The organism is Comamonas testosteroni (assembly GCF_030505195.1).
Classification (GTDB): Bacteria; Pseudomonadota; Gammaproteobacteria; order Burkholderiales; family Burkholderiaceae_C; genus Comamonas; species Comamonas testosteroni_G.
In genome coordinates, this window is sequence record NZ_CP129672.1 from 3,440,300 (window position 1) to 3,459,409 (window position 19,110).

Below are 19,110 nucleotides of genomic sequence, written 5' to 3' on the forward strand. Positions count from 1 at the left end.
GGGATAATGCGCGCCGTGAAGTGCGCCAGACCGCCGCTGGTACTAGCCGAAAGGCCAACGCTTGCGTTGGGTCGAAAGACCGTACTGGAGGAACGTCCGGACTGCATAGGGCAGCGTAGCAGCTAACAGCTGTCCACCGTGAGGTGAGGATCAGAGCAACAGAGACGAGTCTGGCAGGAGTGCCGCAAGGCAGACCAACCAGGGTGAAACGGGCAATCTCTACGCGCAGCAATACCAAGTAGGCACACGTTGACGGGGCCCCCGGAGTGTGCGGGTAGGTAGCACCGAGCCATCAGGCGACTGATGGCCAAGATTAATGGCGGTCACATGGCGGGCAACCGTTGTGCACAGAATCCGGCTTATCGGCGCACTTCACACTTTCTTTCTCGCTCGGGCAAAGCCCCGACGATTCCCCGGCATTCACTCCACCATCAGCGCGAACAGCTGATGGCGGTGGTGGATATCGAGCCGCGCAAAGGCGCGGTTGCGATAGGTCTTCACGGTGGCTGCGCTCAACCCGAGATCGGCCGCAATGCCGTCCTGGGTCATGCCGCGCAGCAGGCGCAGGCAGACCTCGAGCTCGCGCGCCGTCAGACCCGGTGCCAGCTTGTGCAGGCGAGTCGGCCATCTCTCATCGCCGGCAGCCATGTCCGCCGTCAGCGCCAGGTGCTTGTGCGTCAGAGCCATCAGCGCGCTGGACAGGTCCGCGAAGTCGCTCAGGTGCCGGTCGGCAAAGGGTTTCTGGTGCGCATGGCGATAGAGGTTGACGGCAAACACCGAGCCGTCTGCGCCGGGCTCGGCAATCGAGATGCGCTCTGCCACGCCATGGGCGTCATACACGCACTGGCGATGCAAGGGCGTGACCTCGTTGGCCTGCACATGGACCAGATTGCGGGCGCCTGGCGTTCGCATATGTCCGGGCCATTCCTGGCCCCAGCTTCTGTCCTCGTGCTGAGGTCCCGAGAGATAGGCGCTCCAGCACTGGCGCGTGGTGTCCGCAACGCCCTGGGAGGCCGAGAGAAACAGCCGCGGCCGGCAACTGCCGATGCGATACACCGACAGCGAGGCCGTGGGCGCAATGGCGCTCAGCTGCGCGAGCGCGGCCTGGGCAAAACAGCCCTGTCCCAGATGCTCCACCAGACCGGCCAGCAAGGCGCTGGCCTGGGCCATGCTGCTGGCTTGGGCCCTATTGCCGGCCTGCATGGCTTCAGTCGTCGAGGGTAGCTTCCAGGTTCTCATCGGTGTGCCTTGGCGTGGGCTGTCATCTTCTTGGGGGACAGCGAATTCTTCAACAGTGCTTACGCTCATGTCCCTGTGCTGAGACATCGCAAGGAGAGCCATGCTGTCGCCAAACCATGATTTCCAGATTGCCGCTCCAAGGCTGCGCCACTTTGCCGAATTTCGCGTGCAGGTGGGGCAGGCGCAGGAGGTGGGCGCGACGACACGCGGCTTGCGGCGTGTGATCCCCATCGTCGGCGGGCAGGTGCAGGGACAGGACTGGTCGGCGCGTGTGCTGCCGGGCGGGGCCGACTTCCAGCTGCTGGTCAGCGAGGAAGTGGCCGAGCTGGACGCGCGCTATGTCATCGAAACCGACGGTGGCGATCTGATCTATGTGAGCAACCAGGCGTTGCGCACCGGGCCGGCCGAGCTGATGGAGCGCCTGCGCCGTGGCGAGACGGTCGATCCCTCGGCGATCTACTTTCGCTGTGCGCCACGCTTTGAGACGGCCTCCAAGCGCTTTGCCTGGCTGGGGCAGCGCCTGTTCGTGGGCGCGGGAGCGCGCTTTCCGGAGCAGGTCGTCATGCGGTTTTTCGAAGTGCTGTGAAACAGCATCGCAACAAGGAGACAAAACATGAAAGTACTGCAAGCCCGGAACCTGCCCGCACCCGCTTTGGCACAGGCCTGGCGACGTCGGCTGATGGCCCTGGCGCTGCTGGCCGGCAGCGGCGCAGCCGTAGGCATCGCTCAGGCCCAGACGGCTTATCCGAGCAAGACGGTGCGCATGATTGTGGGCTTTCCAGCGGGCACGGGACCCGATGTGGTGGCCCGGCTGCTGGCACAGAAGCTATCCGAAGCATGGGGCGGCGTGGGCGTGGTGGTGGACAACAAGCCCGGTGCCGCCGGCCTGATCGCAGCCAGCGAGGCGGCGCGCGCACCGGCCGACGGCTACACCATCATGCTGGCCGAGACAGGACAGCTCAGCATCGCTCCCAATACCTATCAACGGCTTGCCTACCAACCGAGCAAGGATTTCGCCCCCGTCAGCCAGGTGGTGAGTTCCGACTTCGTGCTGCTGGTCAATCCCGAAAAGGTCAAGGCGCGTAACGTCAGGGACTTCGTGACCTGGACCCGGCAGCAAAACGGCTTGTTCATGGCCACTTTCGGAGCGGGCACGCCGGGGCATTTCGGGGCCTATATGTTTGGCGATGCCGTGCAGTCCAAACCCGAGGTGGTGCACTACAAGAGCACTTCGGATGCCTTGAGCGGCATTTTCAGCGGCGATGTGCAGGGCGTGTTCGCTTCCTCCGGCATGGCGATCCCGCAGGTGCGTGCCGGCAAGCTGGTGGCCCTGGGAAGCACGGGCAGCGCGCGTGTGGAGCAGCTGCCCGAGCTGCCGACCATGAAGGAGCAGGGCTTTGGCAACCTGGAGTTCAGTTCCTGGTTCGGCATCGTGGCGCCAGCCAGGACACCTGCGCAAGTGGTGAGCAAGCTCAATGCCGATCTGCTCAAGGTCCTGCAATCGAGCGACGGCAAGGCGCGGCTGCAGGAGGCCGGCTTCAGGGTCACGGGCACCAGTGCGCAGCAGTTTGCCGACATCATTGCTGCCGATACCGTCAAATGGGGCAAGGCGGTGGCAGCGACGGGTTTCAAGGCGGATTGAGCGGACCAGCGCGGGCTGCGGCTGAGTCCGGCGCGAGGCGCGCGAAGGTCGATCCGCTCAGAACCTTTCCCAGGGCATCAGATAGCGCCACTGCCCCTCGGGCACCTTGGCCAGCGAGACGCGGCCAAGGCGCAGCCGGCGCATGCTGAGCACCGTCAGGCCGATGGCGGCGCACATCTTCTCGATCTCTTCGGGTGCAATGCCCTTGAGAGCGAAGCGCAGATGGTTGTCGCTTTGCCAGCTCACATGGCAGGGAGGCATGCGGCGATGGCCGTTGCCGCCGGGAATGGGCAGACCCTCGTACAGGATCTCCAGGCCATCTTCAATGATCTGGCCTTCCACGCCGACGATGATTTCCTGTTCCAGCCAGATGCCTTCCTCGGTCAGCTTGCGTGCCACGCGCTTGTCCTGGGTGTAGACGATGAGGCCGCTGGCAGGCAGGGGAATCGTCAGAAACGACTCCAGATTCCTGAAGTGATGATCCAGCACCAGCTGGGGCATGGGTGTGTCCAGCTTGGCCTTGGTGTCTTCGCTCAGCAGCGAATGCGCGCTGCGCACACGGCCATAGGCCGGGCCCTGGGTCATGCCCGCAGGCTTGTTCATCAGGATGGTGACGGGCGGAATGGCTTCAGGCTTGGCATCCTTGCGCAGGATCACCACCTGGTCGGGACGCACACGGGTTTCGGGCACTTGCACCACTTTGCCGTCCACATGGACATTGCCCGCGACGATATGGAGCTCGGCTTCGCGGCGCGAGCATTGTTCTTGCTCCGCCAGGCGTTTGGCCAGGCGGATGCTTTCTTGTTCAGGCAGGGATTCAGACATGGCGAGAGCTTAATGCTCCGGCCATGTCCTAGTTGTCCACAGGTCTAGCGCGGCGGTCGCGGCGCGCTATCGGCCCAGGCAGAGCTTCTGAATGCGTTCCACATGCGCCAGCAGCGATTGCTGGGCCACGGGCCACAGGGCTTGCGGCGTGTCGGCATAGGCAATCGCAACCCAGTCCTGAATGCTGCCGTCCGGCTTGGTGCGCATGGCCTGATGCACCTTGGCCTCGCGCGCCAGGCGGTGGGCCTTGAGGCGGGTGATCTGGTGCGGAGCAAAGCCCAGCACGTAGCCGTGGGCGGGCAGGATGTAGCGAATGTCGTACTCCAGGCACATGGCGTGGAGCCGGTCCAGCGAATCGAGGTAATCGATCATGTTGCCGTCCGGCGGGCTGATGACGGTGGTGCTGCCGTTGAGGATGTGATCGCCGCTGAATAGCAGCGCGTCCTCCTCCAGCACAAAGCACAGGTGGTTGGCCGCGTGGCCGGGCGTGAAGACGGCTTGCAGCGTATGCGTGATTTCGCCCTCTGTGCCTTGTCCGGTAAGCGTGATGCGCTCTCCGTCCTGTAGCGTCACCTCGGGTCTGAAGCGACTGTTGGCACGTGCCGTGGGCGCTGAAGGCAGGCCCATGATAGGCGGCCTGGCGTGGCCGGAGAGCAGGACCATGGCCTGCAGCGGCGCAGCACCCGGCGAGTGATCGGGGTGGGAATGGGTGCAGACGATGAAACGGATATCGCCGCCAGCTGCATCGTGCAGGCGCTGCAGATGCTCGGCATCGTCCGGGCCGGGGTCGATGGCGATATAGCCGGTATGCGCATCGCCGACCAGATAGCTGTTGGTGCCGGGGCCGGTCATCATGCCGGGGTTGGGGGCCGTCAGGCGCAGCAGGTTCTTGCGCAGCGGCACCGCTTTTTCAGGCTGCCAGTCCAGATGGTGAATGCCGTGGCCGTCGGGCAGCACCATTTCCAGCTCGCCATAGGCCATATCGGTTTCGGTATGGCGCGTGTCTTTGCCTTTCAGGTGGCCGCCACGGGGACAGGCCCGCCATAGCGGCTTCTCGTTGATCAGGGTCTGGATCACGGCCTGGGTATCGGGCAGGTGAGCGATGCGCTGCAATGTACGCTGGGTGGGAAAGAGGATGAACAGCTTTTTCTCTTCAACGCGTGCAATCGCATCCTGCGCAGAGATCCAGGTGGGCTCGAACTGCTCGGTTTCGTCCGCCACCGCCGTCTGGCCCTCGGGCATGCGGGCCACAAAGAACGGCACGTCAAAGCGCTTGGGCAGGTCCAGTGGTGCGGTCCAGTGGGCCAGATACCAGAGCTGGTCCACGGCCAGCGTCCAGCCGCGCGCGCGGCATTGTTCATACAGCGATGCCTTGCGGTCCAGTTGCTGAACCTGGGCAGGTGGAACGGGTTGGCCGGCCTGGTCATAGGCCAGCAGGATGCCCAGCTCCTCAAAAGTCTCGCGAATGCCTGCCAGGGCCTGGGTGATGCGTTCATCTCCCGCCTCGGCAATCATGCTGGGGCGCACGCGCGCCAGCGCATGACTGGCTGGGGCGGCATCTTCATCTTCCTGGCCGCCACCGGGGAAAACATAGGCATTGGCAAAGATGCCTTGATCGGCACGCCTTGTCATCAGCACTTCAAAACCGTTGCCGTCGGCGCAGTCGCGCAGCAACAGCAAGGTCGAGGCGTCACGCGTGGGCACCGGTTCGCGCTGGGGCAGAAGGAGCTGACTGGGACGGGGCTGGCTGGTTGATGTCATGAGGTCACATTATGCGAAGTCGCAGGCTTCGTGCCTGTCACGCCCGGACTAGTTGTGCGCTACAGCACCCGAATCGGGGAAAGCACTGAGAGCAAATGTCCGGGGATGTCTTGCATTTAGTTATTTGAAATAACAATAATGTGGCAAAAGGAATGGTTATGACTCATAAAGAAATTGCAGTTGAGTTCCGTGGCGAAGCCGAACAGGTTGCCGTCATTCGCCTGATGCGTGCCGCAAAGCGCAACGCCTTGTCCGATGGCCTGGTGCTGGGTCTGCGCGATGTATTCATGAATCTGCCCGCCAGTGTGCGCGCGGCCGTGGTGGATGGCGATGGACCGCATTTCTGCGCCGGCCTGGATCTGAGCGAGCTCAGCGAGCGCGATGCGGCCCAGGGCGTTTTGCATTCGCGCATGTGGCATGAGGCGCTGCGCCAGGTGCAGTTCGGCCCGGTGCCCGTTGTCGCTGCCCTGCATGGTGCCGTGGTGGGCGGCGGCCTGGAGCTGGCCAGCGCCTGCCATATCCGTGTGGCCGACAGCAGCACCTTCTATGCCTTGCCCGAAGGTTCGCGCGGCATTTTCGTGGGTGGCGGCGGCTCGGTGCGCATCCCGCGCCTGATCGGAGCCGCACGCATGGCCGACATGATGTTCACCGGCCGTGTGTACAAGGCCGAAGAGGGTGAGCGCATTGGCCTGTCGCAATATCTGGTGCCCGAAGGACATGCATTGGACAAGGCCGTGGAGCTGGCGCTGCGCATTGCCGAAAACGCCCCCATGACCAATTACGCGCTGATGCACGCGTTGCCCCGGATTGCCGATCAGCCCGCCGATCAGGGGCTGATGACAGAAGCTCTGATGGCCGCCGTGGCGCAGAGTGCGCCGGAAGCCAAGTTCCGTTTGCAGGAATTCCTGTCCGGGCGGGCAGCCAAGGTCAGCAAGGACTGAAAGCAACCTCAAAAAACAACGCTGTGGAGACAAAGACAATGCAGGAGACAGACACAGCCATGCAGGCCCTGGGCCAGGTGGCAGAGGGGGGCAGACCCCGCTACCGCAAGCTGGAGTTCGGCGTGCGTAGCATCCGCGTCGCTGAAGCGGGCAACGGCACGTTCTACGTGCGCTCCGACCAGGAGCTGGCAGGGCATGCGGCGCGCATGACCGACAAGCTGGTGCACTGGGCGCAGACCACGCCGCAGCAGACCTTCATCGCCCAGCGCGAGCGACTGGCCGACGGCAGCACGGCAGACTGGCAACGCATCAGCTATGCCCAGACGCTGGCAGCGGCGCGGGCCATTGCGCAGGCACTGGTGGACAGAAAGCTCTCGGCAGAGCGTCCCGTCATCATCCTCAGCGAGAACGACCTGGACCATGCCATGCTGGCCATGGGCTGCCTGTATGCGGGCGTTCCCTATTGCTCGGTCTCCACGGCCTATTCGCTGGTCAGCACCGATTACGCCAAGCTGCGCCATGTGGTCGAGACGCTCACGCCCGGTCTGATCTTCGCGGCCGATGCGGTGCGCTATGACAAGGCGGTACGCGCCGTGCTGCCCGAGGGCTGTGAGGTGGTGTACCGCAAGCCGGCCGTCGATGCCCAGAGCTGCACCTTGTTTGCCGACTTGCTGGCGACCGAGCCCACCGCTGCGGTGGATGCCGCCATGCAGGCCACCGGACCCGACACCATCACCAAGTTCCTGTTCACCTCGGGCTCGACCAAGCTGCCCAAGGCCGTGATCAACAACCACAAAATGTGGTGCGCCAACCAGCAGCAAATTGCCCAGACCATGCCCGATATGGTCAAAGGCCCGCCCGTGCTGGTGGACTGGCTGCCCTGGAATCACACTTTTGGCGGCAACAAGAACATCGGCCTCGCGCTCTATCACGGCGGCACGGTCTATATCGATGAAGGCAAGCCTACGGCGACGGGCATTGCCGAGACGCTGCGCAATCTGCGGGAGATCTCTCCCACCGTGTATTTCAACGTTCCCACGGGCTTTGAATACATTGCCCGCGCCATGGAGAGCGATGCGCAACTGCGCAGCACGCTGCTCAAGCGCGTCAAGATGTTCTTCTATGCGGGCGCCTCTTTGGCCCAGCCCGTCTGGGATAGCCTGCACCGCACGCAGGAGTCCGAGTGCGGCGAGCGCATCGTGATGGGAACCGGCCTGGGCATGACCGAATCCTCGCCTTCAGCGCTGTTCATCAATCGTCCCGATGTGCGCTCCGGAGACCTGGGTGTACCGGTGCCGGGTCTGGAGCTCAAGCTGGCGCCTGTGGACGGCAAGCTGGAGGTTCGCTACCGAGGCCCGAACGTCACGCCCGGTTACTGGCGTGCGCCCGAGGCGACGGCCGAGGCGTTCGACGAGGAGGGGTTTTTCCGCACCGGCGACGCCGTGCAGTGGCGCGACCCGCAGGATAGAAACCAGGGCCTTCGCTTTGATGGCCGCATTGCCGAAGACTTCAAGCTGGCTACCGGCACTTTCGTCAATGTGGGGCCGCTGCGCGCCAAGATCATCCATGCAGGTGCGCCCTATATCCAGGACGTGGTGCTGACCGGCCTGGATCGCAAGGAGGTCGGTGCCATCGTTTTCGGAACCCCTGCCTGTGCAGCCTTAAGCGGCCTGGAAGCGGGAGCGACGCTGGAGCAGATCATGCACAGCGAACCCGTGCAGCAGCATTTGCAGACGGTTCTGAATCAGCTGGCACAGACGGCGACCGGCAGTGCCACCCGCATTGCGCGGGCGGTGGCGGCGATCAAGCCGCCTTCGCTGGATCTGGGTGAAGTCACGGACAAGGGCTCCATCAACCAGCGTGCCGTGCTACAGCATCGCGCCGATGTGGTGAGCGGCCTGTATGACGAGACGCTGGCCCTGATCCTGAAGCCCAAACTCTGAGCCGCAAAAGGCTTGGGCCTGATAACAGACAGCGCAAGCAGCTTTGAAAAGGATAGTGATATGCAAGTTCAGGATCAGATTGCCATCGTGACCGGAGGAGCCTCCGGCCTCGGCGAAGCCACGGCGCGTGCGCTGGCTGCCGCAGGGGCCAGGGTTGCCGTGCTGGATCGCCAGATCGACAAGGCCCGTGCAGTGGCCGCCGAGATTGGCGCACTGGCGCAGGAGTGCGATATCTGCGATGAGGCCAGCGTCACGGCGGCGCTCGATGCGGTTCGCGAGCAATGGGGATCGGATGCGCGCATTCTCATGAACGTCGCCGGTATCGGCACGGCCAAGCGCGTGATCGGCCGCGACGGCGAGCCTGCGCCGCTGCAAGACTTTGAGCGCGTGATCCGCGTCAACCTTGTCGGCAGCTACAACATGACGCGGCTGTTTGCCGCACGCTGCGCCAGGCTGGAGGCGCTGGAGGATGGCGCGCGCGGCGTGATTCTCTATACGGCCTCGGTGGCCGCCTTCGATGGCCAGGTGGGGCAGCAGGCCTACAGCGCATCCAAGGGCGGACTGGTCGGCATGACGCTGCCCATGGCGCGTGATCTGGCCCAGCACGGCATTCGTGTCTGCACCGTGGCACCAGGCCTGTTCGCCACACCGTTGATGAAGGAGCTGCCCGAGCCCGTGCAGCAATCGCTGGCGGCCTCCATTCCCTTTCCTTCGCGCCTGGGCAAGCCTTCGGAGTTTGCCGATCTGGCCGTGCATATCGTGCACAACGATCATCTCAATGGCGAGGTGATTCGCCTGGATGGAGCGCTGCGCATGGCGCCTAGGTAAGTGTTACCCCCCTGAGGCACTTTGCGCCTTCCCCCAAGGGGGACGACACCATCGCTGCGGGGCTGCCCTTGCTCGATGTCTCTGGCTTGGAGAGTGCCAGAGCCAGCTCAGTGCCAAAGATTGAGACAGGTATTGATTCCACAGGACCGAAGAGTCCGTATTTCAAGCAGGAGACAAGTCATGCAAGGTCGTCGCAATTTCGTCAAAGGTCTGGGCGCTGGTGCCGCGCTGGCCGCATTCGGTGGCATCGCCGGTCGCAGTGCTTATGCTCAGGGCAGTGGCCCGCTGGAGCAGGTGCGCATTCTTTACGGCTTCCCCGCAGGCAGCGCCGGGGACTCGGTGGCTCGCCGGGTGGCCGAAAAAATGGGCAGCAGCAGCTACACCAAAAATATGGGGGTGGTGGAAAACAAGCCCGGCGCTGGTGGCCGCATCGCGCTGGAGAGCCTGCGCAACTCCGTGGGGGATGGCTCGGTGATTGCGCTTTCCCAGGTTTCGGCCTTCTCCATCTACCCGCATATCTATAGCAAGCTGACCTATCAGGCCAAGGATTTCGAGCCGATCTCCATCGGCGCCATCATGCACCACGGACTGGCGGTCGGCCCCGCCGTGCCGACCGAGGTCAAGACGCTCAAGGACTTTCTGGCCTGGTGCAAGAACAACCCCGACAAGGCCAGCTTCGGCAGCCCCGGTGCCGGCAGCCAGCCGCATCTGCTGGGGGCATTGCTGAGCCTGCGTTCGGGCATCAAGCTCAGCCATGCGCCTTATCGCGGCATGGCGCCCGGTGTCTCGGATGTGGTGGGCGGACAGATCGCCGCCATCATGGGGCCTTGCGGCGACTATCTGAGCTATTACAAGGCCGGCAAGCTGCGCGTGCTGGCCACCAGCGGCCCCCAGCGCAATCCCTATCTGCCCAATGTTCCGACGTTTGCCGAGCAGGGCTTTGCCGATCTGACGGCCGAGGAGTGGTTCGGCTTCTACGCCAATGCCAGGACACCGGCCGAGGTGCGTGCACGCGCCCATGCGGCGATTACGGCGGCGCTCAAGAGCGAGGCACTCAAGGAAAGCCTGGGTGTGGTGGGCCTGATTGCCACCAGCTCCACGCCCGAAGAGATGGCCCGTTCGCAGCAGGCCGAGTTCGAGCGCTGGGGGCCTCTGGTCAAGCAGATCGGTTTTACGGGCGACTCCTGATGACCCCTTGGTATCGAATAGCATTCGAGCTGGGATTTTTCAGACAGGCTCAAGCCTGCACATAGCGATCGAACAATAAAGGAGACAAACATGCAAGATCGTCGCAATTTCGTCAAAGGCCTGGGCGCTGGCGCAGCGCTGGCCGCCTTCGGCGGCATCGCCGGCCGCAGTGCTTATGCCCAGGGCAGCGGGCCGCTGGAGCAGGTGCGCATTCTGTACGGCTTTCCTGCAGGCAGCGCCGGGGACTCGGTGGCGCGCCGCGTGGCCGAAAAGATCGGTGGCACCAGCTACTCCAAGAACATGGGCGTGGTGGAAAACAAGCCTGGTGCCGGTGGCCGCATCGCGCTGGAGAATCTGCGCAACTCCGTGGGGGACGGCTCGGTCATCGTGCTGTCGCAGGTCTCGGCCTTCTCCATCTATCCCCATATCTATAGCAAGCTGACCTATCAGGCCAAGGATTTCGAGCCAATTTCGATTGGGGCCATCATGCACCACGGGCTGGCGGTCGGCCCTGCCGTGCCGGCCGAGGTCAAGACGCTCAAGGACTTTCTGGCCTGGTGCAAGAACAACCCCGATAAGGCCAGCTTCGGCAGCCCGGGAGCAGGCACCCAGCCGCATCTGATCGGCTCCTTGCTCAGCCTGCGTTCGGGCATCAAGCTCAGCCATGTGCCTTATCGCGGCACGGCGCCTGCCGTGTCCGACCTGGCCGGTGGTCAGATTGCTGCCGTGATGGGCCCCAGCGGCGACTTCCTGAGCTACTACAAGGCCGGCAAGCTGCGCGTGCTGGCCACCAGCGGCCCCCAGCGCAATCCCTATCTGCCCAATGTGCCCACGTTTGCCGAGCAGGGCTTTGCCGATCTGACGGCCGAGGAGTGGTTTGGCTTCTATGCCAATGCCAAGACGCCCGCCGAGGTGCGTGCACGCGCCCATGCGGCCATCGCGGCAGCGCTCAAGAGCGAGGCTCTCAAGGAAAGCGTGGGTGTGGTCGGCCTGATTGCCACCAGCTCCACGCCCGAGGAGATGGCCCGTTCGCAGCAGGCCGAGTTCGAGCGCTGGGGGCCGCTGGTCAAGCAGATCGGCTTTACGGCTGATACCTGATCACCCCCTGAGCCGCTTTGCGGCTTGCCCCTCTCTCGCTGCGCGGGAGGGGGACGATGCCCTCGCTGCGGGGCGGCCCTGGCTTGGCATCGCTGGCTTGGGCCGCGCTTCGGCATGAATGGGGCAGCCTTTAGAGATTTTCATTTGCTGCTTGGCAGCCGGTTTTGTATGTCCTATTTGCCCGCCAGCGCCGATAACGCTTTTCTTCTTTTCGATGTGCTCAAGGCCGATGAGCAGTTGCAGCGCCTGCCGGCGCATGCGGCAACGGACCGGGGGCTGATGCAGCAAGTGCTGGAGGAGTCCGGCAAGTGGGTGGGCGAGGTGGTGGCGCCGCTGTCGCGCGAAGGCGATGAGGTCGGCGTGCAGTTTGCAGCGGGCAAGGTCACCACGCCGCCTGGATTTGCCCAGGCATATCAGGACTTCTGGCAGGCCGGCTGGCCTGCGCTGGCCTGTGCCGAGGAGGACGGCGGCCAGGGCCTGCCCTGGGTGCTGGAAGGCGTGCTCTATGAATGGCTGAGCGCCGCCAACCATGGGTGGACCATGGCTCCGGGCTTGCTGCACGGCGCTTATGAGTGCCTCAAGCACCATGGCAGCGAGGCCTTGAAGAGTGCCTATCTGCCCAAGGTGGCCAGCGGCGAATGGCTGGCAACCATGTGCCTGACGGAGGCCCATGCGGGCAGCGACCTGGGGCAGGTGCGCACGCAGGCCGTGCCGGCGGGCGAATCCGAGCTGGGCGAGCGCTTCGAGATCAGCGGCAGCAAGATTTTCATTTCGGGCGGCGAGCATGATCTGACCGACAACATCGTGCATCTGGTGCTGGCGCGTCTGCCGGGGGCTCCTGCAGGGCCCAAGGGTTTGTCGCTTTTTCTTGTGCCCAAGCTATTGCCAGATGGCGAGCGCAACAGCGTGGTCTGCGAGCGCATCGAGGAAAAAATGGGCCTGCATGGCAGCCCTACCTGCGTGATGCGTTTTGATGCGGCTGCCGGCTGGCTGATCGGTCAGCCCGGAGCGGGCCTGAACGCCATGTTCGTCATGATGAATGCCGCGCGCCTGCACGTGGCGCTGCAGGGCATAGGTTTGCTGGATGCGGCGTGGCAGAAGGCCCATGCCTATGCGCTGGAACGCCGCCAGATGCGCGCGCCAGGGACGGTGCCTGCCTCGCGTGGCGCTGGCGATGCAGCAGATTTGATCATCGAGCATCCGGCCATTCGCCGCACGCTCGATCTCCAGCGTGCCTGGGTGGATGGCGGGCGTGTGCTCGCCTACCAGACCGGTATTTATCTCGATATGACGCGACATGCCGAAAGCGCCCGTGAGCGTGATCTGGCCCAGCAGTGGTGCAGTCTGATCACGCCCGTGCTCAAGGCGGCCTGGACCCAGCAGGCGTTCGAGGGCTCCAGCGCCTGCCTGCAGGTATTCGGCGGCCACGGCTATATCCGCGAGTGGGGCATAGAGCAGATCGTGCGTGATTCGCGCGTGGCCATGATTTACGAAGGCACGAATGAAATTCAGGCCATTGACCTGCTGGTGCGCAAGGTGCTGCCGGACGGGGGGCAGGCCATGGGGCAATGGCTGCTGACGTTGCGCAGCAGCCTTGATGCCGGGCGGGCTTTGGATGCAGAAGTGCTGCGCTGCCTGGCCCAACTGCGCTACTTCACCACGGTGCTGGCGCAGGCCTGGAAGGAAGATGACACCCTGGCCTGGCGCGTGGCCGACGACTATCTGCGCTGCGTGGCCGTGGTGCTGCTGGGCTGGGCGTGGGCGCGTATTGCTGCCACAGCAGGGGGGGATAGTGAGCGCTGGCGAGGCCCCTGCAAGCAGGTGCAGCAGCGCATATTGCCTGAAATGGACTGGCGTCTGACTCTGATGAAGGCGCAGTGGGCGCAGGCTTCCGTCGTGCACGGCAACCAGCTGTTCACCTCCGCGCATTGATCTAAATGGCTGCAAGATGCGAGCAATACCGGCACAATTGCAGTCTTTTCATCGCGCTCCTGGATTGCTCTTTTGCCTTCGAAGTTGACATCGCCAATGCTCGCTCACAAGACTGCTGAACCAGATTCCAAACCTGCACGCTCTTTGCGCGGAACGCGCTCCAAAGAGGCCGGCTCGGACCTCCCGGGCTCGGGGCAGGAGCCCAGGGACAGTGCCGAAGTTTTTGCCGTCGATCAGGTCAATGCCAGCTTTCTGGAGTCGCTGCTGGGCTACAACGCCAGGCGCGCCTCGCTCGCTCTGGTGGGGGTTTTCATGAGCTGCATGGAACGTTATGACCTCAAGATTGTCGAGTTTTCCGTGCTGTCGCTGGTGGGCAGCAATCCGGGCATCACCTCGCGTCAGCTCTGTCAGCAACTGGCCGTGCTGCCACCAAATATGGTGGGCATGATCGATGCGCTGGGCAAGCGCGGCTTTGTGGAGCGGCGTCCGCACCCGCGAGACGGCCGCGCCACGGGTCTGTACCTGACCGCCGCAGGGGGCGATCTGGTGGAGACGGCCGAGCCCGAACTCAAGAGCAGCGAGGCCCGCTCCATCGCGCATCTGAGTGCTGCCGAGCAGGTGCAGCTCATGGCGTTGTTGCAAAAGCTGTACCGCTGATCCCATGGCATGGCGCAGATCCTGCGCCCGGCGCGATAATGTGCGGCATCATGCAGATTCGCTTTACCAAGATGCAAGGCGCGGGCAACGACTTTGTCGTGCTCGACGAAACCCAGGCTCGTCTGGGCTTGAGCGCCGCCCAGTACCGCTACCTGGCCAATCGTCACTTTGGCGTGGGCGCCGACCAGATCCTGACGGTGCGCCCGGCACCCGCAGAGGGCGTTGACTTTGAATATGTCATCCACAACGCCGATGGTGGCGAGGTCGAGCAGTGCGGAAACGGCGCACGCTGTTTTGCGCGCTATGTGCATGACAAGGGGCTGACCGACAAGAGCGTGATCCGAGTACAGACCCTCTCGGGCGTCATCGCCCCCGAAATTCATGGCAATGGCCGCGTCACGGTCGATATGGGTGCGCCTCAGCGGGATCCGGCCAAGGTGCCGTTCACGACCGACGGTCTGGAGCCAGAAGCCTTGGGGTCAGCACAAAAATGGCCTCTGACGATTGATACACCTTTGCAGCCAGCTACAGTCTGGATAGCGCCCGTTTCCATGGGCAACCCGCATGCGGTGCAACTGGTGGACGATGTGAATGCCGCTTTGGTGGAGTTGCACGGCCCGTTGATCGAGAACCATGCCCGTTTTCCTCAGCGTGTGAACGCCGGCTTCATGCAGATCCTCAACCGTGGTGAAGTCCGCTTGCGCGTCTATGAGCGCGGTGCTGGCGAGACCCTGGCCTGCGGCACGGGGGCCTGCGCCGCCGTAGTGGCCGGCATTGGCTGGGGCCTGCTCGACCAGCGCGTCGATGTGCATACCCGTGGCGGTCTGCTGACCATTGAATGGGCTGGCGGTGCGCAGGATCGCGTGCGCATGACAGGCCCTGCCGAATTTGTTTTTGAAGGCCAGATCGACATACCTGATACCTTATGAACAGCTTGACCGATACCGCCATGACCGAAGAGTCGATTACCGACTACCTCCAGGAAAACCCCGATTTCTTCGAGCGCCACGCCGAGATGCTGACGGGCGTGCGTTTGATCAGCGGCCATGGCCCACGTGCCGTCAGCCTGCAGGAACGTCAGGCCGAGATGCTGCGCGAAAAGATCAAGGGTCTGGAGCATCGCATCATGGACATGGTGCGCCATGGCAGCGAGAACGCCTCCATCGCCAACAAGATTCACCAGTGGACCCATGCCTTGGTCAAGGTGCAGGACCTGCGCGAGCTGCCCCATGCGCTCACCGCCAGCCTGCAGCACACGTTTGATGTACCCCAGGTCGCGCTGCGTCTTTGGAATGTGGCGGGCGCGCACAGCGGCACCGTCTACACCATGGGCGTGAGCGATGATGCCAAGGCCTTCGCCTCGTCGCTGACCATGCCGTTCTGCGGCCCCAATATGGGTTTCGAGCCCGTGACCTGGCTGCCAAACCCCAATGCGGTGCAGTCGGTGGCGCTGCTGACCCTGCATGACGGTGCCATGGACAGCACTTCCAACGCCTTTGGCATGCTGGTGCTGGGCTCGCCCGACCCGCTGCGCTTCGATGCCACCATGGGTCTTGAATTCCTTTCACGCATCTCCGAGCTGGCCAGTGCCTCGCTCTCGCGCATGCGCGCTCCTGCGCTGACGCTGGCGCACGGCTGAAGCTGCAAAAGGGTGTAGAGATTGATGCAAGAGCGCGAGCAGCCCTCTTTTGAGGAGCAGTACGCGCAGCTTCCGGAAGTTGTCCACAGCTATCTGGAGCATGTGCGTGTGCAAAAGCGCCTGGCCGAGCGCACGCATACGCTGTATGCGCTGGACCTGATCAAGCTGCAGAGCTTTGCGCAGGCGGCAGCCCAGGAGCTTTTGACGCTGCAACCCTCGCATATCCGCCGCTTTGCTGCGCAAATGCATGGCGCGGGCCGCAGTGCACGCGGCATCGCGCTGATTCTTTCGGGCTGGCGCAGCTTCTTTCGCTGGGCGGCCCAGCGCGAGCTGGTACCTTTCAACCCCGTGGAGGGCGTGCGCGGCCCCAAGGCTGCCAAGCCTCTTCCCAAGGCTCTGGCAGTGGACGACGCCGTGCAATTGGCCAGTTTTCAGAACCCCGAGGCCGATCCGTGGATAGAGGCGCGTGACGTCGCCATGACCGAGCTGCTCTACAGCTGTGGCCTGCGTGTGGCCGAGCTGGTGGGGCTGGATCTGCGCCCCGACCAGCATAGCCGGCATGAAGGCCGGGGCTGGATTGATCTGGCGGCGGGCGATGCCCATGTTCAAGGCAAGGGCAGCAAGCGCCGCATCGTGCCCGTGGGGCGCATGGCGACCCAGGCCTTGCAGCGCTGGCTGGCGCTGCGCAGCAGCGCGCTGACCGGCGCTGCACAGCTCAAGGCACAGGACGAAGCGGCCTTGTTCGTCGGCCGCCGGGGCGAGCGGCTCAGCGCCCAGTCGGTCTGGTCACGTCTCAAGCAGCGAGGCCAGCAAGCGGGGCTTGCGACTGGCGTGCACCCGCATGTGCTGCGTCACTCCTTTGCCAGCCATATGCTGCAGTCCAGTGGCGATCTGCGTGCCGTGCAGGAGCTGCTCGGCCATTCCAGCATTGCCACTACACAGATATATACGCGGCTGGATTTTCAGCATCTGGCCCAGGCTTATGAAAAATCCCATCCGCGTGCGCAGCGCCGCAGTGTCGGCGAGATGCCCGCTCCCTTGGGCACGCCGGACGACGAAGAGCAAGACTGAAGAGTCCTGATTTGATAGCGTGAAGTGATTGTTGAATATGTGATGGCGAAGGATTTTTGCTGAAATTTCTACCGTCCCTGCTGTCCATGCGCGCTTGAAAGCGCCGCTACACTCCCCAGCTGTCATCACCGGAGCGCGCATAGGGATGCGCTGCCCGTGTTTTTTGGACAGCCGCATGTGGCGGCTGGCCGCAGCAAGAGGTTTTAACGCATGGCTCTCATTCCAGTCACCATCCTCACGGGCTTTCTGGGCTCGGGCAAAACCACGCTGCTCAAGCGCGTGCTGCACGAATCCCACGGCATGAAGATTGCCGTGATCGAGAACGAGTTCGGCGAGGAGAACATCGACACCGACATTCTCAAGACCGAATCCAAAGAACAGATTCTGCAGATGAGCAACGGCTGCATCTGCTGCACCATCCGCGAAGACCTGCGTGAGGCTTTGCAGTTGCTGGCCGCCAAGCGCCGCAAGGGACAGGTGGACTTCGACCGTATCGTCATCGAGACCACCGGCCTGGCAGACCCCGGCCCCGTGGCCCAGACCTTCTTCATGGATGACGAGATCGCCGAGACCTATCTGATCGACTCCATCATCACATTGGTGGATGCCAAGCATGCCAATCAACAACTCGACGACCGCCAGGAAGCGCGCCGTCAGGTGGGCTTTGCCGACCAGATGTTCCTGTCCAAGACCGACCTGGTAACGGATGCGGAAAAGGAGGCGCTGATCCATCGCCTCAAGCACATGAACCCTCGTGCGCCCATCCGTGCCGTTCATTTTGGCGATGTGCCCCTGTCCGAAGTGCTCGATCTGCGTGGCTTCAACCTGAACGCCAAGCTGGACATCGACCCCGATTTCCTCAAGGAAGATGATCACGACCACGATCATCACGACCACAGCGCTTGCGACCATGACCATGGCCAATGCGAACACGATCATGACCATGGACACCAGCATGACGAGCATTGTGGCCACGACCACCATGACCACGAGCACGGCGAGCACTGCAATCACCCACATCACCATCATCACGACGATGATGTGAAGAGCTTTGTCTACCGGGCCGATCGCGCGTTCGACCCGGCCAAGCTGGAAGACTTCCTGGGCGCCATCGTCAATATCTACGGCCCCAAGATGCTGCGCTACAAGGGCGTGCTCGACATGAAGGGCACCAGCCGCAAGGTCATCTTCCAGGGCGTGCACCAGCTCATGGGCAGCGATCTGGGCCCCGAGTGGGAAGCCGATGAAAAGCGAGTCAGCAAAATGGTCTTCATCGGTATCGATCTGCCGCAGGACATTCTTCGCCAGGGACTGGATCAATGCCTGGTGTAAACCCTGGCTTTGGCAGCTGTTTCGGCGAAAGCTAACGGTTTGCTGACAATGACTGACGGCCTGCCAAGCAGGCCGTTTTGTTTGTCTGTTATTTCTCGCAAACTGACTGAAACAGGCGCAGGCTTTGTTGCAAATTGTGGGGTATGTGCAACGGAGTCGGGCTGGGGCGACTGGCGTGGCTACAATGCCGGCCCTAAAGAGGGTGTTGGAGCAATCCGGCCCTGCAAGGGCTCTGTACTGTAAGGAGACAGGACGTGACTGCTGTGAAAAGTAATCTGCCCAAGGCTGCAGCCAACGCTGCGGCAGCGGCTGTGCACCCCCGCAGCGTCGAGACCTCTTTGGTGGACGCTGCGTTGGACAACCCGGTGCTGGTATCTGCAGCAGCGGGGGAATCTTCCAAATCGTCCAGATCCAAGCGTTCTGCATCGCCTCCAGCGCGGCAGCCTGAAACAGATGTTCCGCCCCTGGCAGCTTCGGCAGTCAAGGCTGCGGCAACCATGAGAGATACGAAAGCAATGACCAACACAAAGCAAGCTGTGCCCAAGAAAGATCCCAAGCTGGCCAACGCCTGGAAGACCAAGTCGGTAGAGGAGCTGACCGATGCTGAAGTGCTGGCCATGTCTGATGACGATTACATGAACGACGCCCAGCTGGCCTATTTCCGTCGCAAGCTGGTCGCGCTCAAGAACGATATGCATGTGAATGCGGGCGAGACTGCGGAAAACCTGCGTGAAGACACCGTCGTGGTGCCCGATCCTGCCGATCGTGCCACCATAGAGGAAGAGCACGCTCTCGAGCTGCGCACCCGCGACCGTGAGCGCAAGCTGCTCAAGAAGATCGATCAGTCCATTGCCCGCATTGATGCCGGTGACTACGGCTACTGCGACGAAACCGGTGAGCCCATCGGTGTGGGACGGCTGTTGGCTCGCCCGACGGCTACACTGTCGCTGGAAGCTCAGCAGCGTCGTGAGCTCAAGCAGAAGATGTACGGCGATTGATCTGCGTCAGGCGTTG

General features: G+C 63.0%; 17 protein-coding genes and 1 other RNA gene. 15 read left to right on the forward strand and 3 right to left on the reverse strand.

Features of this window, described 5'->3' with window-relative positions; genetic code table 11:
• The first annotated feature begins 17 nt into the window (after positions 1-17).
• Positions 18-378: RNase P RNA component class A (gene rnpB / locus QYQ99_RS15835), an RNA gene on the forward strand.
• A 42-nt stretch (positions 379-420) separates the two neighbouring features.
• Here rnpB and QYQ99_RS15840 read toward each other — a convergent pair.
• The gene (locus QYQ99_RS15840) at positions 421-1,203 is read right to left on the reverse strand and encodes a helix-turn-helix transcriptional regulator (protein ID WP_302093192.1); all 783 of its coding nucleotides are present in this window, start codon (positions 1,201-1,203) and stop codon (positions 421-423) included.
• 136 nt (positions 1,204-1,339) lie between these two features.
• On the opposite strand from QYQ99_RS15840, the gene QYQ99_RS15845 reads away from it, so the two are divergent.
• Positions 1,340-1,825, forward strand: a complete 486-nt coding sequence (locus QYQ99_RS15845; protein ID WP_302089052.1) for a DUF3237 domain-containing protein — start codon at positions 1,340-1,342, stop codon at positions 1,823-1,825.
• Positions 1,826-1,852: 27 nt separating this feature from the next.
• The gene (locus QYQ99_RS15850) at positions 1,853-2,881 is read left to right on the forward strand and encodes a Bug family tripartite tricarboxylate transporter substrate binding protein (RefSeq protein WP_302089053.1); all 1,029 of its coding nucleotides are present in this window, start codon (positions 1,853-1,855) and stop codon (positions 2,879-2,881) included.
• A gap of 57 nt (positions 2,882-2,938) precedes the next feature.
• Here QYQ99_RS15850 and QYQ99_RS15855 read toward each other — a convergent pair whose 3' ends face one another.
• Both QYQ99_RS15855 and QYQ99_RS15860 read right to left on the reverse strand, forming a co-directional pair.
• A complete protein-coding gene (locus tag QYQ99_RS15855; RefSeq protein WP_302089054.1) occupies positions 2,939-3,706 on the reverse strand; it encodes a pseudouridine synthase in 768 nt (255 codons plus the stop codon).
• Between the two features lie 66 nt (positions 3,707-3,772).
• Positions 3,773-5,467 carry an MBL fold metallo-hydrolase gene (locus QYQ99_RS15860; protein WP_302089055.1) on the reverse strand — a complete coding sequence of 565 codons (1,695 nt, stop codon included), beginning with the start codon at positions 5,465-5,467 and terminating at the stop codon, positions 3,773-3,775.
• A gap of 158 nt (positions 5,468-5,625) precedes the next feature.
• Here QYQ99_RS15860 and QYQ99_RS15865 point away from each other — a divergent pair, with 158 nt between their 5' ends.
• From QYQ99_RS15865 to dksA, 12 genes are all read left to right on the forward strand, one after another.
• Positions 5,626-6,408, forward strand: a complete 783-nt coding sequence (locus tag QYQ99_RS15865; RefSeq protein WP_302089056.1) for a crotonase/enoyl-CoA hydratase family protein — start codon at positions 5,626-5,628, stop codon at positions 6,406-6,408.
• A gap of 38 nt (positions 6,409-6,446) precedes the next feature.
• Positions 6,447-8,351: a feruloyl-CoA synthase gene (locus tag QYQ99_RS15870; RefSeq protein ID WP_302089057.1), complete on the forward strand. Its 1,905-nt coding sequence runs from the start codon at positions 6,447-6,449 to the stop codon at positions 8,349-8,351.
• Positions 8,352-8,411: 60 nt separating this feature from the next.
• Positions 8,412-9,179: an SDR family NAD(P)-dependent oxidoreductase gene (locus QYQ99_RS15875; RefSeq protein WP_302089058.1), complete on the forward strand. Its 768-nt coding sequence runs from the start codon at positions 8,412-8,414 to the stop codon at positions 9,177-9,179.
• Between the two features lie 180 nt (positions 9,180-9,359).
• Entirely contained in the window at positions 9,360-10,367 is a 1,008-nt protein-coding gene (locus QYQ99_RS15880; protein WP_302089059.1) for a Bug family tripartite tricarboxylate transporter substrate binding protein, read from the forward strand.
• 90 nt (positions 10,368-10,457) lie between these two features.
• The gene (locus QYQ99_RS15885) at positions 10,458-11,465 is read left to right on the forward strand and encodes a Bug family tripartite tricarboxylate transporter substrate binding protein (RefSeq protein WP_302089060.1); all 1,008 of its coding nucleotides are present in this window, start codon (positions 10,458-10,460) and stop codon (positions 11,463-11,465) included.
• Positions 11,466-11,633: 168 nt separating this feature from the next.
• The gene (locus tag QYQ99_RS15890) at positions 11,634-13,397 is read left to right on the forward strand and encodes an acyl-CoA dehydrogenase family protein (RefSeq protein ID WP_302089061.1); all 1,764 of its coding nucleotides are present in this window, start codon (positions 11,634-11,636) and stop codon (positions 13,395-13,397) included.
• A gap of 96 nt (positions 13,398-13,493) precedes the next feature.
• Positions 13,494-14,054, forward strand: a complete 561-nt coding sequence (locus QYQ99_RS15895) for a MarR family winged helix-turn-helix transcriptional regulator (protein WP_302089062.1) — start codon at positions 13,494-13,496, stop codon at positions 14,052-14,054.
• Between the two features lie 50 nt (positions 14,055-14,104).
• Positions 14,105-14,983, forward strand: a complete 879-nt coding sequence (dapF, locus tag QYQ99_RS15900; protein WP_302089063.1) for a diaminopimelate epimerase — start codon at positions 14,105-14,107, stop codon at positions 14,981-14,983.
• On the forward strand, positions 14,980-15,693 hold the full coding sequence (locus QYQ99_RS15905) for a DUF484 family protein (RefSeq protein ID WP_302089064.1): 714 nt from the start codon (positions 14,980-14,982) through the stop codon (positions 15,691-15,693). Before dapF ends, QYQ99_RS15905 begins: the two co-directional genes overlap by 4 nt.
• Positions 15,694-15,717: 24 nt before the next feature.
• The gene (locus QYQ99_RS15910) at positions 15,718-16,764 is read left to right on the forward strand and encodes a tyrosine recombinase XerC (protein WP_302089065.1); all 1,047 of its coding nucleotides are present in this window, start codon (positions 15,718-15,720) and stop codon (positions 16,762-16,764) included.
• A gap of 210 nt (positions 16,765-16,974) precedes the next feature.
• Entirely contained in the window at positions 16,975-18,096 is a 1,122-nt protein-coding gene (locus QYQ99_RS15915; protein ID WP_302089066.1) for a CobW family GTP-binding protein, read from the forward strand.
• Positions 18,097-18,350: 254 nt separating this feature from the next.
• On the forward strand, positions 18,351-19,094 hold the full coding sequence (gene dksA / locus QYQ99_RS15920; RefSeq protein ID WP_302089067.1) for an RNA polymerase-binding protein DksA: 744 nt from the start codon (positions 18,351-18,353) through the stop codon (positions 19,092-19,094).
• Positions 19,095-19,110 lie beyond the last annotated feature (16 nt).